The sequence below is a fragment of the Staphylococcus felis genome, from assembly GCF_003012915.1.
Taxonomy (GTDB): domain Bacteria; phylum Bacillota; class Bacilli; order Staphylococcales; family Staphylococcaceae; genus Staphylococcus; species Staphylococcus felis.
The window spans coordinates 1,299,119-1,315,638 of the sequence record NZ_CP027770.1 but is presented as its reverse complement, the minus strand read 5'-3'; the positions used below and the strand labels follow the sequence as shown (position 1 = coordinate 1,315,638).

Sequence of the window (16,520 nt, the reverse complement as noted above, 5' to 3'; positions counted from 1 at the left end):
CCTTTAGTCAAATTCAAACAAAAAAGCTTCTTTCAATCAAACAAAATCCAACATTTTTTTGTCGGAATATACAAATTGATTGCCAAAAAAGACTCGATACAGTCATAGTACCGAGTTCTTTTAACGGATATTCAATAGTATTAGATATCAAAACTAATAGAATAACTATTTCTTCTGCTTAATTTTTTGAATATTATACAAGCATAACACGCTTATAATTGAAAAAACGATTAAAGGAAAAACACTCAAAACCACTTTAATATTCGTGGTCACTGAAAAAATATTAACAAGAGATAATATAATAAAGGCTAGAGCTATGATGAGTGCTATGATTTGAGCCTGTATCGTATTAGCTATTTTTTTAAACATATCGCTTCACCTCCACCATTATGTTTTACATCACTGTAAACACTTGTGAAACGGTATATACTTTTTCATACATCCCACTTGTACATATTATCGTAATTGGATGATCACGTTCAAGGGCACAAATGATGTGTTGCGACTCGAATTATATTTTTTGTAAGCACCATTAAATATTGTTAAATGTGAACTGTAAAATATTTATTGAATTTGGAGTTTAAAGTTCTATTCTAATTCGATATCAATTGTAAAACTTGCAGAAGCTTTTTCCTTTATATTTTCCAGCATAATATCACTATTAAATTGTTGTAAAACCTCACTAGCAAAGTATAAGCCGATTCCTGATCCTTTTGAAACTTCTCCTTTTATGCCCCATTCCTTAGCATGTGCCAAATCTTCTTTTGTAAATAATTTGCCATCATTAATAACTTGGAAGTTAAGTCGATGTGTACCAATCAAATTAAGTTTTATAATAATTTGATTTTCCGAGTATTTCACAGCATTATTTATCAAATTGTCCATTACATGATACAAAATCTGATTACTTATAAAATAATCCTTGTTTAATAATGACGCATCAGCAAGTATTTCAAATTTTTTATCTTTAATCATGAAATTATGTTTATAATTATTGTTTATGACTTCAACAACTTCTTTGATGCTTACTCGATCCGAATCTTTTGGTAATAACTTTACATTGTTAATATGCATATTAATTTGATTGTTAATCCTATCTATAGATTTCAAAAGAATATCACTTTCTAAGTTAATTTTATTAGTTTTTTCCTCTTGAGATAAATTAGATACATTTATTTTCTTTAATAGCTCTGCATGCCCCTGCAAGACTGTTAAAGGTGTTTTTAAATCATGCTCAAATATTTCTAGCTTTCTTTTGAAATTATTTTGTACAGTCAATTGCATTTTGATGTTATTACGTAAAAACTTTTTGATAGCTTCAATTTCATTTATAATATCATTAAATTCTTTGATATTAGTTCTCTCTATTTTATGATCTAAATCTTTATTTTTTAAGCTCTGAATCATAGTATTTAAATTTTTTATATTATTTAGTATCTCTTTTTTGTAAAAGTGCCTTGTAAAAAAATATATACACAATAAAGGAACAGCTATATTGATAGCAACACTGCTTACTTTAAATATGTAATGGGGGTCATTCCAAAAATCTGGATACAGATAGTGACCTATCTTTGAAAATTCTAATCTATTTAATATAATTTGTAATATAAATATTGATGCTACACTTACGAATATAATCAAAAGATTTAATTTAAGAATTTTCCTCTTAATACTATCTACACTAGCCATCTATATCCAACACCCCACTTTGTATCAATATACTCATCATCACTATATTCACTCAATTTCTTTCTAATTTTTCTAATATGTTCTGAAATGACTTGTGTATTTCCTTGTTTATTTAAATTTACTAAATCATAAATTTGATCTTTACTAAAATAATAATTAGAATTCAAGGACAATAACTTAATGATTTCAAATTCTTTTCTTGTTAGGTTTATTGGATTTCCATTTATAGTAATTTTAAAAGCATCATAGTCAATTGTTAAATCTTTAAATGTTCTAATATTTTGAATATAATTATTGTCGTTTTGTTGATTGAGTATATTTTTGATTCTAATGATTAGCTCTTCCATATAGAAAGGCTTTGATAAATAATCTTTGGCACCTAGTGAAAAACACTTTAATCTAGTTTCTAAACTATCTTTTGCTGTTAAAAAAATAATAGGAATATGTGTTGAGGATAAGTGTTTTGCAACTGAAAACCCATCCATGTAAGGTATTTTGATATCTAATACGATTAAGTGAATACTATCATCTATTTTTTCAATCGCTTCTCTTCCATTGTATGCCACAATTGTATTGAATCCTTCTAAATTTAAACTATCTTTAATAAATGACACAATGCTCTCTTCATCATCTACAATCATAATATTATATGTCATTGTCATACCTCTTTTATGTACTCTTAATATTTTTTAATCTCTTATAAAAATTATAATACTTAATCCACAAATGTTTAAGCACAGGGATAAGTCATAAAAAATTCTATAACAGCTTTTTAAAATAATTACTGCCTGCTTTATATGCATTTAATATACTAAAGTCTATGATTATCCCCTTCTCTTTTAAACTTATCAGAGAGAATAACAACACTAGCTAGTATGATGATACTTAAGAGTAATTGGACTACTTTGAAATAGTATGGAAAGTTAAATGTTTCCGGAAAAAGGAATATAAAACTTAAGTTTCTAAACCCTAAGCAAACTAAGAAATATACTAATCCAAACATATATCCATTTAATAAATTATTACTTAGAACAGTAATTAGTAAACATATTGAACCAACAAATATTGTACTCGTAAACGCAATATATATATCTGACAGTTTAACTTGCGAATTAAATATGGTCAGCATCATATACGTAAACACAGAGAATATAAAAGTAACAATCAAAGTACTAATAATCCTAAAAAGAAAAATGTACTTATAGTCAAATCTTTTAGTATTAATGAGTTCTATGATGACATGTTTTTTTTCAATGGAGAACAGAGATGGGAACAGAATGATACCGATAATACTAAAAAATAATTCTAAATATTGAACACTACGATTATGATTTAAATTAGATATGCCATTTAAAAACATACTAAAAATAACTATAATGAAACAAACAATATAAAGAATTAATAGATTATTCTTTAAGTCTATTCCGAATAATTTTCCCACTTGAAATGATCCCCCTTCTTTTAATGCTATATAAATATATAGTGATTATATATATGATTACGCTTACAATAAAATAGATTAATCTATTCACAATAAAATCAATAAAATTATTATAAAAGTAAATTGAGTTAAATAGCGTATTATGTCTAGGAATATATAATACATCATAAATACCCTCTATATTTCTTGAACCTATATTTAAATTAATAAACCATATAAAAATTTGAACAATACAGCCTATAAATGAATTTAATAAAATAGTCAGCAACATACCCATCGCACTTGAAAACATTAAGATAGGCAAAGTCCACATGATAAGTATCTTATAAAATATAAAAAGAGATTGAATTGAAATTGCATGAATACTTGCAAGATTTAAAACAAAATATATCGAAAATAATAATACTGGTAGAAATGATAATAGAATTATAATGATAAACCTTATGCTTATTAATTTTAAAGATGATATTTTTTTAACGTAAATACATTCAAAAGCTTTACTCTTACTATCTAATAAAAAAGTATATGCTCCTAGAAAGAAAGGTAAAATCCCTAACACTATTCCCATCACATCTGAATAATAACGACTATAAGAACCAAAATAAAGGTCTTTATTTTTTATTGATTGCTTCTCTAATCGTAATTCTTCTTTATTCATCGCTTTCTTCGAAAATAAATGTAGATTTTCATCCGAATAACTTGAACCTCTACCTATATATTCTGATATAGACTTTTTATATTTATTAAACGTATTATAGTCTTTAGTACTTTTCATTTTAAGAAATGTACCTTTTACTTTACTTAGTTCTTTTTTATTTAAGTTTTTCACCTTTAAAAATCCGAACTGATATGTCTTAAATTCATTATTTCCAATCTCTTTTTCCAATTCCTCAATAATATTATTTCGGATAATATTTTTATTATTTGTGTTCATAACTATTTCGCCATCTTTGTAAATCTCAGAATTAAGATTAAATTCTATTATCTGTTGACAGTTTAAAAATCCAAAAATTAAGATTAATAGTGTATAAAAAATATATGATTTACTAATCATTATTTTTTTCATTTCCACCCATAGAAGCTTCATACATCCTCACCTCTATCTATTTTTTGTAGAAAGTACATATATGCATCTTCAAAATCATGACCCGCTATCTCAGCACCTTGTATCTTTTCATCAGATACAAAGCGAATTTTTAAATATCCTTGGAATTCATTTATTTTAGTAATAAAAATATTTTCTTTTCTAAACGAGGTTAATTCATTATTTGAGATAATAATGTCATAAACTTTATTATGCGCACTTTTAACCAAACTCGTTATGCTCCCTGTATATTCAATTTTGCCTTTATCTAATATCGCTATATCTTTACATATAGATTCAATATCACTCACTATATGTGTAGATATAATAACTATCTTATCTTCAGCTAACCCTGATAATAAATTTCGTAAGCGAACTCTTTCCTCAGGGTCTAAACCAGCAGTTGGTTCATCTACTATGATTACTGATGGATCGTGTATGATTGCTTGTGCAATTCCTAACCTTTTTTTCATTCCACCTGATAAACCTTTTACTTTCCTAGACTTATGATCGAATAAGTTTACTTTTTTTAACACTTCTTGTATCTTACTATCTAATATATTTTTATCCATCCCTGACAATATGCCTAAGTAGTATAGACACTCTTCAAGCTTCATATTTGGGTAAAAATCAAAATCTTGTGGCAAATAACCTATCAACCCTCGTATTTTTTCAGTCTCCCCTAATGGAATACCATTAATTTCAACTGTTCCTTTGTTTTTTTGAAGTATAGTTGCAATAATCTTCATCAATGTAGATTTCCCTGAACCATTTCGACCAAGAATACCAAACATACCATTTTCAATAACTAAACTAACATCATTTAATGCCTTCTTTTTTTTATCATATGTTTTACTTACATTACTAATATCTATTCTATTCATCTGTACGCCTCCTTTGTTCTAAAGATATCAAAAACATATCAACTATTTATCAATATTTTGAAGGTCACAAATTATACATATTTGTCTATTGTGAAAACTTTATTAAAATTGGATTTTAATTGATAAAAAATTGATGTTTATTAGATAAATTTCGTAATGAGGTGATTAGATGTACATAAAAAGTAGAAACTCTAAGGATATATATTTCAGAAATAAAGTACTACTAATAAATATGAATAATGGACATTGGGTAAGATCATCAGTAAAGTATTTTAAGACTCTTGATAAAATTATTAGTTCCGGAAACCATTCGATATTAGAATTTAATAACTTAGATAATCAAGCACTTAACAATTTAAAAGAATTATTTAAACAATTACTACATATCGACTACTATGTTTCTTTAGAACATAGCTATCCAAAAGATTCGTTGCATGTCACAATTACATTTACACATAAATGTAATTTAACTTGTAATCACTGCGTACTTTCTTCTTCACCCGACTCATCTAATGTCTTAAGTACTTATCAAATAAAAACAATTATTGATAGAGTTCTTTTAGTATCGCCCACCTCATTAATAATATCAGGAGGAGAACCATTTATTCGTAAAGATTTATTCAACATAATTAGTTATATAAGAAAGTACTATGACGGTAATCTTGTTATTATGACAAATGGTTTGTTGATTAACAAAAAAGATATCCCTTTTATTAAAGAAAATGTTGATGCATTAGATATAAGTTTAGATGGATACGACAACGCTAGTGTCAAAAAAATAAAACTGACATAGAGGTCTCTTTTGATTATAGAAATTTTATTAATTTACATAGTCATATTATTTTATGTACGAATCTTTTTACAGTTAATCCAAAAAAAGACTCGATACAGTCATAGTACCGAGTTCTTTTAACGGATATTCAATATTAGTTGATAGCAAGATAATAGAATAACTATTTCTTCTGCTTAATTTTTTGAATATTATACAAGCATAACACGCTTATAATTGAAAAAACGATTAAAGGGAAAACACTCAAAACCACTTTAATATCCGTTGTCACTGAAAAAATATTAACAAGAGATAATATAATAAAGGCTAGAGCTATGATGAGTGCTATCACTTGAGCCTGTATCGTATTAGCTATTTTTTTAAACATATCGCTTCACCTCCACCCATTATGTTTTACATCACTGTAAACACTTGTGAAACGGTATATACTTTTTTCATACATCCCACTTGTACATATTATCGTAATTGGATAATCACGTTCAAGAGCGCAAATGATGTGTTGCGACTCGAATTATATTTTTTGTAAGCACCATAGTTGGTAATATGCTTGCTGTTGTTTAATTAAGTCATCATGTCTACCATACTCGACGATTTTACCATCTTTTAAAACATAAATGACGTCTGCATTTTTAACCGTGGATAATTTGTGAGAAATAATTATCGCAGTCTTTCCTTCATATTGAATTAAACGATCAATATTTTTCATGATTCTACTTTCTGTAATACTATCTAATGCACTCGTGGCCTCATCTAAAATTAGGATTTCAGGATTCTTTAAAAGTGTTCTTGCTAAAGATAGTCTTTGTACTTGACCCCCTGAAAGATTAGATGCGCCCTTTTCTAACATTGTATTAAACTGGTTAGGTAATTTCTCAATAAAATTTAGTGCATTAGATAAATGACAAGCATTAATCATCTCATCATCATCTTTATTTTGATTCGTACCGTATAATAAATTATTTCGTATTGTATCTGCAAATAAAAATGTTTCTTGTGTAACATACCCAACATTTTGCCTGAATGCCTCAATAGGGATATGTGTTATCGGAGTTTGATCTATACATATACTCCCTTCATCAACTTTATAAAAGCGCGTCAATAGTTTTCCAATCGTTGTTTTACCGCTTCCACTTTCACCGACTATCGCAACTTTTTGACCTTTCTTAATGGTTAAGCTTACATTGTCCAAAGTTATATTTCTAAATCCATACTGAAACGTAATATTCTTAATTTCAATTTCTTTTTTAAATTCATACGGTTGTGTTGGCAATAATGCGCTTTCTTCGCGCTCTAAACCGATTATTTCAGAAATACGCCTTGCTGCAACAAATGAAGACTGAAGCGTTGGCTGAACATTAATAAGTCGCTCTATAGGCTCTAAATAATATATAGTTAAAGCATTGAAAGCTAATAAACTTCCTAAAGACATTTCCCCCTTTATCACTTGGGCTCCTCCTACCCATAAAATAATGATACTCATGACTACTTTTAGAAAATGATTAAATGATAATTGTATATTTGAAAATCGACCTAATTTTAATAGGTTATCAATTAAATCGTTAAACTTATATACGCCTTTTTGATAATTATCCTCTTCAGATTGATAACTCTTTATCGTTTGATAACCATCAAATGATTCTATTAAATATGAGCTTAATTCAGCATCATTTTCAGCTACTTTTTGATTGTAGCGTTCATAAGGTTTTTTTAATGTATATACACCTATGATAAAAAAAGGTATAAAAATAACAGTAACCAATAATAGCAAACCACTTTGTAGATAAAGTAAAACAGCGCCAATAACAATCATCAATGTGTCAACTATTAATGTCAACGTTGATGATGATAAAGCTTCTCTAATTTTTGAGGTATCCATAAATCTTTGTAAAATCTCTCCACTTTTACGTGTATCAAAAAAATGACTAGGTAAATACAACACATGATAGAAGTAGCGTTTCATTAATTGCATATCAATAGTCAGACTTAATTTTAAATTCATCTGATATCTGATGTAAGTTATCATTGTATTTAATAAATATATTAATAGAATACTTAATCCTAACCAATGTAATGTATAACTCAATTGAGATGGTATAATATAATCAGTTAAATACTTTAAAAACACCGCTCCTAAAATACCTATAAGATTTATAAATAAAGATAAGAGTGTCAAAATAATAATTTTCATTTTATTTTCTTTCAAAATATCGTAAAACAACACCATATAAGAAGGAGCTCTTGTCTTCTCAGAAAAGTTATCCTTTTTCTCAATTAAAACAGCTATATTTGTCCATATTTTTCTAAATTTATTTTCTGATAAAACATACTTTCCTTTAGCTGGATCAACAATATGTAATTTATGATTTTGGATATTTTCGACAATAACAAAATGCTCATAACCTTGTTCATTAATAACATGTGCAATAATAGGAAAAGAAACACTTTTCAACTCATTTATACTATCAACTTGGACACCTGTTAATTGAAGCCCTATCACCTCAGCTGCTTTTGTTAAACCGAGTAAATTAGTTCCCAACTTGTCAGTTTTAGCTAACTCTCTTAAATGCGGTACAGAAACACGCTTACCATAATATTGTGAAATCATTGCTAGACAAGTAGGTCCACAATCTTTTTCATCATATTGTTGAATAAACTTAACTTTTTTCATATATAACTCCTATTAATCAAACATAATCTACCGCATATTTTAGTTATCAAACATATATCTAGTTAATAAATCAATATGTTGATAATAGTATTAAAAAATATTTTGATTTAATGAAACAGTGACTTAAAAATAGGGTTTATTTTCAAGCCACTGTCTATATCTATTGAGTCTATTTTTTTCCTTTTCCTAGTCTTGGTATTTTATTTATTACATTTCCAGTAATCGTTCCAAGGTCTTCCCAGAAGTCTCCACCATTTATTTTTTTCAGTTCTTTATTAGATAATTTTTTCATTTTAATAAATCCTTCCTATCAATAATTATTTAAGTGCTTCTGCTACACCGCGAACAAAACTCTTAACTCCATCAGCACCTTTACCAATTGCATATCCGATATTTTCAGCAACATTTCGTCCACCATTAATATTTTTCAACATTTTTTTATCTAAAGTTTTCATTTTATGACCCTCCTAATTATTATCTCCAACCATTATCTTCATGCGCTTCATCCATACCACGTTTAACATCACCAAACCAGCTTTTTGTTGCATTCCAAGCATCTGAAATTCTATTTCCGCCATTTACTTCTTTCAACTCTTGCATACTTAATTGTTTCATCAAATGCGCCCCCTAAACGATATTTGCAATCAATAGTGATTACACATACAGAATAGCAGCACCATATTAAATAGCCATAAATAAAAAGTAAAATTTATAAAAGTATTATTGATTTGTATTTTATTAGTAGACAAGTTATATATTATTGTAAATAAAAACATCCTTCAGTATTGTATTGAAGGATGTTTTTAACGTTTCAATTGATTAAAAATTACTTTTATTCCGAACTCAAGTGATAATTTACTGCTTTAGAAATAAAATGAGCAATACCTGTTGTATTAAATTTCTCGAAATAATTATTAAATCTTTTGTCATTATGATACACATTAGCAATCAAACAAAGCATCTCATCATCAAAATCGAAAAGTTGATTCATAAAACCTTTCCATTTTAAAACAACTTTAAATACCTTGCTATCTTCCACACTATAATCCGTTACACTGCAAAATTCATATACTATTGATTCAAATTCATTTTTGATCTTCTTATCTTCAAATAGATTCGTTTTAAATTCTTTATTAATTCTAGTCTTTCCATATCTCATATCCGCTTCTTTTTGATATTGCTTGTTAATATTATGATTTAATTCTTCTATCTCGATGATAGGAATCCCATTAATAAATTTATCTATAGCAATTTTTGTTGTTTTTAATCTTTTGATTTTGTCATCCAAAATTTTTGATTGTTTTCTAATACATTCAATAAACATTTCGTTATCTAAATCCAGTAGCTTAGAAATTGATTTAATATCGAAATCCATAGATTTTAATAATAATATTTTTTGTAGTTTGACTAAATCATTTTGATTATATACTCTATAGTTATTTTTATTTTTGCTAGATGACAATAAACCAATTTCATCATAGTAGTGCAATGTTCTTTTTGTTACACCTGTTATTTCCATCATATCTTTTATACTATATTGGTACTCCAGAAGTCATTCACCTCTCTTAAAATTTCATCTGATGATTTAATTGTTGCTTCTTCTATTGTACATTGCGTTTTTTCCAAATAATATTTTATGAGATAATAGCCACACGTATATCCTGCAGCATGAGGTAATCCGACAGGTACACCACCAAATAGTTTTGTTATTTCATCACCATAAAGATACGGCATCGCTTCGAGCATATTATCAATATCAATATTTTCCTTTATTTTCTTTTTTATTCCATTTTGTTGCTTTTTCCAATCAATAGTAGTTACCCAAGGTCCTAAGTATTGATTTCCATACATTTTTTCCACAAAATTTTCTGCTAAACCCTCCGAAATTATTAATTCAGCAAGAGATCCACCATCCCATTTTAGATATTGATATCTAATATTGTGATTCATTTCGTGAGCAATAGCACTTTTTACACGATCTAATGTATATGTATTAGGTACTATTGACAAGAATACATAACCTGGTACACCTCCATCTCCACCATAATTATTATTAAGATACATTGTAGGCTTTTCACTGTCCCCTAATAGTACAGTAAATATATATTTGTCAATTAGTGGTTGAATTCCATTTAATTCAAATTGTTTTATAGCATTTTCTATATACTTCCTACAATTACTCCAAAAATCATCATCCAAACGTTTCACTTCACTAATATGTTTAGAATTAAATTCTTCTGGCGATACATGCGATTGATTTAAAAATTTTAATACATCAAATCCAAAACTATTACTTTCATAAGGTATTTTTTGAACTTCAAATTTTTCTTTAAAATATGTTAATAAGTTGTCCTTAAAATATTGTGACTTATTATCATATTCTTGTTCTAGCAAATCCAAATACACTTTATCTGACCTAATTATTTTTATATTATACATGTTTATCCCTCCACACATTAAAGATAAAGGATAACGTAACGTGATACTCAAGTGGATTGTAAAAATTAATTAAAGAATTGCTTGAGCATCATCCATATGTATAATAAGGCCACCCCTTAAAATAAAGATATTTTTGTAAAAACATAATAATTATATATAGCTTCACAATCGAAAAAGGGTATAAAAAGAACACCCTCCATCAATACTGAAGAGTGTTAACTTATAATATCGAAATATTAACTTATTGAGAATTATGATAAACAACGTGTTTTTTACGTGCAATAAATTCTTAGAGTTTCACATATTTTATATCATTTCACAATACCTATTTTTATATAGTTCCTTGCGAGCTCAACCTTATTAATAGCTTTTCTAAATCATCATTTGCATGGTTTTCTAGTGTATAATATCCTACAGAATAAAAACAAATTAGTTTATTTAAGAGTTTTTTAATTAAAAATTAATAAAACCACTTTTTATTCAGTTTATAATATATGTAAATTATAAAAATAAAAAGGAGTGTTTTAAAATGAGAGTTAATTTTTTAAATAAATTAATTGCCGCATCATCTATCTTCACAATTTTAGTATCTACTGTTGGAATTTTTGAAAGTTACTCCTATGCAAAGGACTATAATGAATCAGAAATTATGCAAAAACAAGAAGCCTTCAAAGTCCCACCTTCCGATTCAGAACTTTTCTCAAAAGTTGATGATACTACCAAAAGCCCTTATAGCTCTGTTGGAACAGTTTTTGTCAAGGGACAAACTTTAGCATCCGGAGTGTTAATTGGTAAAAATACAGTAATTACAAACTATCATATAGCTAGGTTAGCTAATAAAAATCCTTCAAATATTATTTTCACACCAGGATCAACACGTGACGAAGGATCTGTTGAGGTGAAAACTCCTTATGGTCAGTTTGAAGCTGAAGATATTAATGAGTCCCCTTATGGACAAGGTACAGATTTGGCAATTATTAAATTAAAAACTAATAAAAATGGAGAATCAGCAGGGGATTTAGTTCCACCAGCTAAGATTCCAGACAATATAGACCTACAATCTGGTGATAAAATTAACTTATTAGGGTACCCATATAATTACTCAACACATACTTTGTATAGAAGTGAAATTGAAATATTCGATCTAGAATCAGGCGCTTATTTTGGTTATACTGAGCCAGGTAATTCAGGATCAGGCATATTTAATTTACAAGGAGAATTAGTAGGTATTCATGTTGGGAAAGGTGGACAACATAATCTTCCAATAGGAAAATTTTTTAATGGGCCTTTAGGTTCTCTTTATACAGTTGATAATACTCTTAGTACTATAGGTAATGATTTGAAAAAAAGAGCTAAGTTACAAGAGTAATATTCAAATTTGTTTAAGTAATAACATTTTAATTTCACATACACATCTTGGACAATGGATAAGCATACCATAAGCACTCTTCAGCAATGCTGAAGAGTGTTTTACATTTCTATTGAACACAAATTTGTAAACGAACAAGTTTTCAACAATTTGGATAATATTAACGTTTTGAAAATTAAGATGAACGACGTGTTTTTACATTCAATAAATATTAAAAGCTTCACATATTTGTATAGGAGATCGTATAACTTGATATAAATTGATTTTTTCAATTTCCTAGAATAGCCTCTAATTTAACTCCAGGATATTAATCAAGAATAAAAATCTGCTAGTCGATGGTGTGTACTTTTTTTATCGTCCGGTTATCATCTGATAATTTTATCATTCTTTAATTAAATAATATCTAGTACCTGGCCCCCTACCTTCCGAACCAATAATCTCTAATTTTTTAAGTTCAGTAATTAATTCAGATGTATAACTTTTTTGAAGTCCCATTGTTTCTTGAATTTCTAGCCTACTTGCTAAATTACCATCTGATAGAAATTCTATAATTTCTGATTAGTAGGTATTTTATTTAACTTTTAATTCTTATTAAATAATAATACTCGAAAATTTTCCTCTTTACTTGAAAGCTCACAAAACACTTGATATCATTGGTTTCCCATGATTTTTTAGTATTTTTCTTTTGAGTTACTCGAAAATTTTTCTCTTTACTCGAAAGCTCACAAAACACTTGATATCATTGGTTTCCCATGATTTTTTAATATTTTTCTTTTGAGTTACTCGAAAATTTTTCTCTTTACTCGAATCCGAGTAAATAATATGTTCTCTTTGGATCATTTTTACTTGATCCATGTGTCGATATAATATTCATTTCCTCTAATTCTTTCAATCTTTTTCTAGCAGTAGGAACAGACCTTTGAATAATATTAGCAATTTTAGATGCTGTTAGTTCGCCTTGATTATATAAATGTCTCACAATTAATTCTTGTTGCTCATTTAAACTTTCAAATAATTTAGGTGTTATTATATTACTCACTCTACCTGTTTCTCTTTCTTTTCTAGCTACGATGTTATTCTTCAAAGTTAGTTGTACTGAACTATTATTAGGCTCTGAATAAACAGGATCATCTAAAAAATAATCCTTCATTTCGTCAAATATACGTCCCACGCCCTCATTTGATTCTCTCACCCATTTATATTGAGTTAATGCTGCAGCTAATTTTGGATTCCTTGAATATCTTTCTTCTTTAATATTCTCTAACGTAACAGAAGCAGGCAGTGCACCCGGGCTACTAATTTCTAATCTGTCGTCAAACATTTTTATTCTTATATGATCTCCTTGGTTATCATATCTGCGATGTACAATAGCATTTATCATTCCCTCAAACCAAGCAAATTCCGGATATTCTGGCAAAGTTACAAATCTCCCCTCTTTGCCTAAAAAAGTATATTCACGTAATTGTGTATTGATAAAAGCTCTCGCTTCTCTTATTGCTACTGGCAAAGCTTTATCAAAAGTAATATCTTTTACAACGTTAAGTCTTGTCCCAGATTCTTCCTACGATTAGTCAAGTACTTGGGCGCTAAAATTAACATCATTGAACTAAACCGTTCAATTTCTATTTTTTGAATAAGGTGTTATGATGTATATGATTATATGGTTACATTAGTGTGGTGCTTTTTGATAATCATATAATTGATTGTTAGTAATAAGATAATGAATGGTTTTTAACAAACGATTCACACTAGCTATGACTGCAGTCTTATGAGGTTTCTCATTTGGCTGCTTTCTTAATTTGTAGTAATAGTCTGCAACATGATTTTTATAACGATTTCGTCCTCTAATGATATTCATAATGATTAGAAACAATAAACGTCTAGCTTTCTTATTACCTCTTTTATTAATTGTATCTCTGCTCATAGAATTACCTGATTGATAACGCTTTATATCAATTCCGACATACGCATTGAGTTGTTTGTTTCAAAATGTGTTATATCTCCAAGCTCTCCAATCAGTAAAGCAGTGGTTAATTCTCCTAACCCAGGAATAGAAATGATATTTTCAAACGCATCAGTTGTCTTAGCTAATTTAATCATCTCTTTATCAAACAAATCTTTTTCATGCATAGATTTAAGTAATTTATCACATAGATGTATTAATTTCTCTACGAGAAATGAAGATTGTTTAACTGTAGAGAAGCTATTTTGTGCTATTGAAATCAAATCATTCGTATACTTTAATAAATAATTATAACCATTTTTATTATTTTGAATGGTAAATTCTCTTTGAAATTGATCGTTATGATAATGAGCTACGACACTACTTCTTTTACTAATATCAACACCTAAATAATTGATAAATATAGCCTCCTTTAAAGAATTGAGAAGTGAGAACTTTACTTAGCCTTTTTCATCTCATTTTCCTATACACGGTTTCAAGAACCCAACATACTTCAAACGAATTTCAAAAGGAGAGTAAAGCTGATCAGTTTATATTGCGGATTCAAAGATCCAAGAATCTGCTCGATCTACTTCTCTCTACAACTATAAAAAATAGCTGTGAAGAAATCTATCGTCATAAATTTCTTCACAGCTAATCTTAGTATGTTTCTTTTGTACCTTCATACCTCATAAATCGAATTCTAGCGCCTGGTAGATAAACATTGATGTTATTACTAAACAATAACAAACCTGCAACTGTCAATTTACCTTCACGCATAAATCCTCTAGCTTTTAATAATTTTTCATTATCTACATTTGTATTAAGCAATTGCTTAAACTCACCAACTAGTTCTTCATCCACATCTTCAATACTAGAATACTCCACTAATTCTTCTTCGTATCTACGTGAACCACGGTCGTATTCTAGATTTGTAATTTGATTGTGTGTCAGCTTTCTACTTTTATCGTTAACCCTCAAATATACTGAATTGAATCGTCTACACTTAGTTGGACAAATTCTATGAGAATAGATATTGTTAAATTAAGAAAGTAGGCGATTTTTATGACAAGAGAAAGAAGAACTTTTAGTCCTGAATTTAAATTACAAATGGTAAAGCTTTATGAAAATGGTAAGCCTAGAAATGAAATTGCTCGTGAATATGATTTAACACCTTCGGCGTTAGGGAAATGGATTAAGCAACATCAAAATACTGGTTCATTTAACCATCAAGATAACTTAACTAATGAAGAAAAAGAACTAAGAAAATTACGTAAAGAAAATCAACAATTGAAAATGGAAAATGATATTTTAAAGCAAGCAGCGCTGATCATGGGACGAAAATAGATGTCATTCGAAAGAATGCCAATAAATATTCAGTATCAGCAATGTGCAAAGTCCTGCAAATCTCTAGAAGTAGTTACTATTACGAAATTAACAAATCACCCAACGTTGAAAAAGATGATCGAGATAAGGAAATTAGCGATAAAATTATCGAGATTTTCAATTCTAATCGCAAATGTTTTGGAACAAGAAGGATTAAAAATGAACTTATCAAAAATGGTTTAAATGTCTCAAGACGACGTATAGGACGCATTATGAAAGCAAATAAATTAGTATCTTCTTATACGACATCGAAGTATAAATCATTTCCTTCTCGCTCAAGTGAACGCGAAATCAATAATGAATTAAATCAAAGTTTCAATAGAAAAGAACCATTGGAAGTTCTTGTCAGTGATTTGACATATGTAAAAGTGGCTGGAAAATGGCATTACATATGTTTATTTATTGATCTTTTTAACCGTGAGATTGTTGGGCATAGCGCAGGCTCAAAGAAAGATAGCACGCTTGTATCCAAGGCACTTAGTAGCATTAGACACGATTTAAGAGACGTACAAATGTTTCACACTGACAGAGGAAAAGAGTTTGATAATCACATGATTGATGATGTACTAGATACCTTTGGTATCAAAAGATCTTTAAGCATGAAAGGATGTCCATATGACAACGCAGTAGCTGAAAGTACATTTAAAGCGTTAAAAACTGAATTCATTAAACAGTATGATTTTAAATCTATTAATCACTTAAAACTCGAATTGTTTGATTATGTTAATTGGTATAACAACATTCGACCTCATAGTGCATTAAATTATCTGACGCCGAAAGCGTACAAAGATAGTTTCTATAAAAACTGTCTAGAAATCTGTTGACATA

At 28.3% G+C, this 16,520-nt stretch carries 14 protein-coding genes and 3 pseudogenes; 3 read left to right on the top strand and 14 right to left on the bottom strand.

The genetic code is table 11. The features are described from left to right. Nucleotides 1-588: 588 nt before the first annotated feature. From C7J90_RS06130 to C7J90_RS06110, 4 genes are all read right to left on the bottom strand, one after another. Nucleotides 589-1,689 carry a sensor histidine kinase gene (locus C7J90_RS06130; RefSeq protein WP_106465114.1) on the bottom strand — a complete coding sequence of 367 codons (1,101 nt, stop codon included), beginning with the start codon at nucleotides 1,687-1,689 and terminating at the stop codon, nucleotides 589-591. After that, the gene (locus tag C7J90_RS06125; RefSeq protein WP_167388992.1) at nucleotides 1,677-2,330 is read right to left on the bottom strand and encodes a response regulator transcription factor; all 654 of its coding nucleotides are present in this window, start codon (nucleotides 2,328-2,330) and stop codon (nucleotides 1,677-1,679) included. The genes C7J90_RS06130 and C7J90_RS06125 overlap by 13 nt, the downstream gene beginning before the upstream one ends. Before the next feature lie 765 nt (nucleotides 2,331-3,095). Then, a complete protein-coding gene (locus C7J90_RS06115; protein WP_106465113.1) occupies nucleotides 3,096-4,217 on the bottom strand; it encodes a hypothetical protein in 1,122 nt (373 codons plus the stop codon). After that, nucleotides 4,214-5,098 (bottom strand): ABC transporter ATP-binding protein, encoded by an 885-nt coding sequence (locus C7J90_RS06110; protein WP_106465112.1) that lies wholly within the window; start codon nucleotides 5,096-5,098, stop codon nucleotides 4,214-4,216. The genes C7J90_RS06115 and C7J90_RS06110 overlap by 4 nt, the downstream gene beginning before the upstream one ends. Before the next feature lie 232 nt (nucleotides 5,099-5,330). Between C7J90_RS06110 and C7J90_RS06105 the strand changes: the two genes are divergently transcribed. Then, nucleotides 5,331-5,891: a radical SAM protein gene (locus C7J90_RS06105; RefSeq protein WP_232618858.1), complete on the top strand. Its 561-nt coding sequence runs from the start codon at nucleotides 5,331-5,333 to the stop codon at nucleotides 5,889-5,891. A 160-nt stretch (nucleotides 5,892-6,051) separates the two neighbouring features. On the opposite strand, the gene C7J90_RS06100 is transcribed toward C7J90_RS06105, so the two are convergent. The 7 genes from C7J90_RS06100 to C7J90_RS06075 form a co-directional block, all read right to left on the bottom strand. Then, nucleotides 6,052-6,255, bottom strand: coding sequence for a hypothetical protein (locus tag C7J90_RS06100; RefSeq protein WP_103210576.1), 204 nt, complete (start codon nucleotides 6,253-6,255; stop codon nucleotides 6,052-6,054). A gap of 144 nt (nucleotides 6,256-6,399) precedes the next feature. Continuing rightward, a complete protein-coding gene (locus tag C7J90_RS06095) occupies nucleotides 6,400-8,556 on the bottom strand; it encodes a peptidase domain-containing ABC transporter (protein ID WP_106465111.1) in 2,157 nt (718 codons plus the stop codon). A 169-nt stretch (nucleotides 8,557-8,725) separates the two neighbouring features. Continuing rightward, on the bottom strand, nucleotides 8,726-8,848 hold the full coding sequence (locus tag C7J90_RS06090) for a bacteriocin (RefSeq protein WP_103210469.1): 123 nt from the start codon (nucleotides 8,846-8,848) through the stop codon (nucleotides 8,726-8,728). A gap of 25 nt (nucleotides 8,849-8,873) precedes the next feature. Continuing rightward, complete coding sequence (locus tag C7J90_RS06085) at nucleotides 8,874-9,011, bottom strand: bacteriocin (protein WP_106465110.1); 138 nt, start codon at nucleotides 9,009-9,011, stop codon at nucleotides 8,874-8,876. A gap of 19 nt (nucleotides 9,012-9,030) precedes the next feature. Beyond that, a complete protein-coding gene (locus C7J90_RS11885) occupies nucleotides 9,031-9,171 on the bottom strand; it encodes a hypothetical protein (RefSeq protein WP_158701913.1) in 141 nt (46 codons plus the stop codon). Between the two features lie 217 nt (nucleotides 9,172-9,388). Further along, the gene (locus C7J90_RS06080; protein ID WP_232618860.1) at nucleotides 9,389-10,078 is read right to left on the bottom strand and encodes a MerR family transcriptional regulator; all 690 of its coding nucleotides are present in this window, start codon (nucleotides 10,076-10,078) and stop codon (nucleotides 9,389-9,391) included. Nucleotides 10,079-10,083: 5 nt separating this feature from the next. Further along, on the bottom strand, nucleotides 10,084-10,995 hold the full coding sequence (locus C7J90_RS06075) for a DUF2268 domain-containing putative Zn-dependent protease (RefSeq protein WP_106465108.1): 912 nt from the start codon (nucleotides 10,993-10,995) through the stop codon (nucleotides 10,084-10,086). A gap of 529 nt (nucleotides 10,996-11,524) precedes the next feature. On the opposite strand from C7J90_RS06075, the gene C7J90_RS06070 reads away from it, so the two are divergent. Continuing rightward, nucleotides 11,525-12,364, top strand: coding sequence for a trypsin-like serine peptidase (locus C7J90_RS06070; protein WP_103209705.1), 840 nt, complete (start codon nucleotides 11,525-11,527; stop codon nucleotides 12,362-12,364). 799 nt (nucleotides 12,365-13,163) lie between these two features. Here the strand turns inward: C7J90_RS06070 and C7J90_RS06065 are convergent. From C7J90_RS06065 to C7J90_RS06055, 3 pseudogenes are all read right to left on the bottom strand, one after another. Next, a pseudogene (locus C7J90_RS06065) lies at nucleotides 13,164-13,925 on the bottom strand (ATP-binding protein); the annotation flags it as partial. Between the two features lie 108 nt (nucleotides 13,926-14,033). Further along, a pseudogene (locus tag C7J90_RS06060) lies at nucleotides 14,034-14,605 on the bottom strand (transposase); the annotation flags it as partial. Between the two features lie 370 nt (nucleotides 14,606-14,975). Continuing rightward, nucleotides 14,976-15,299 (bottom strand): annotated as a pseudogene (locus C7J90_RS06055) (ATP-binding protein); the annotation flags it as partial. A 72-nt stretch (nucleotides 15,300-15,371) separates the two neighbouring features. Here C7J90_RS06055 and C7J90_RS06050 point away from each other — a divergent pair. Beyond that, nucleotides 15,372-16,516, top strand: a protein-coding gene (locus tag C7J90_RS06050; RefSeq protein WP_103209691.1) for an IS3 family transposase whose coding sequence is annotated in 2 segments (ribosomal slippage) — nucleotides 15,372-15,618 and nucleotides 15,618-16,516 — 1,146 coding nt in all. Because the reading frame shifts where the segments join, the coding sequence is not laid out codon by codon here. Nucleotides 16,517-16,520: the final 4 nt, after the last annotated feature.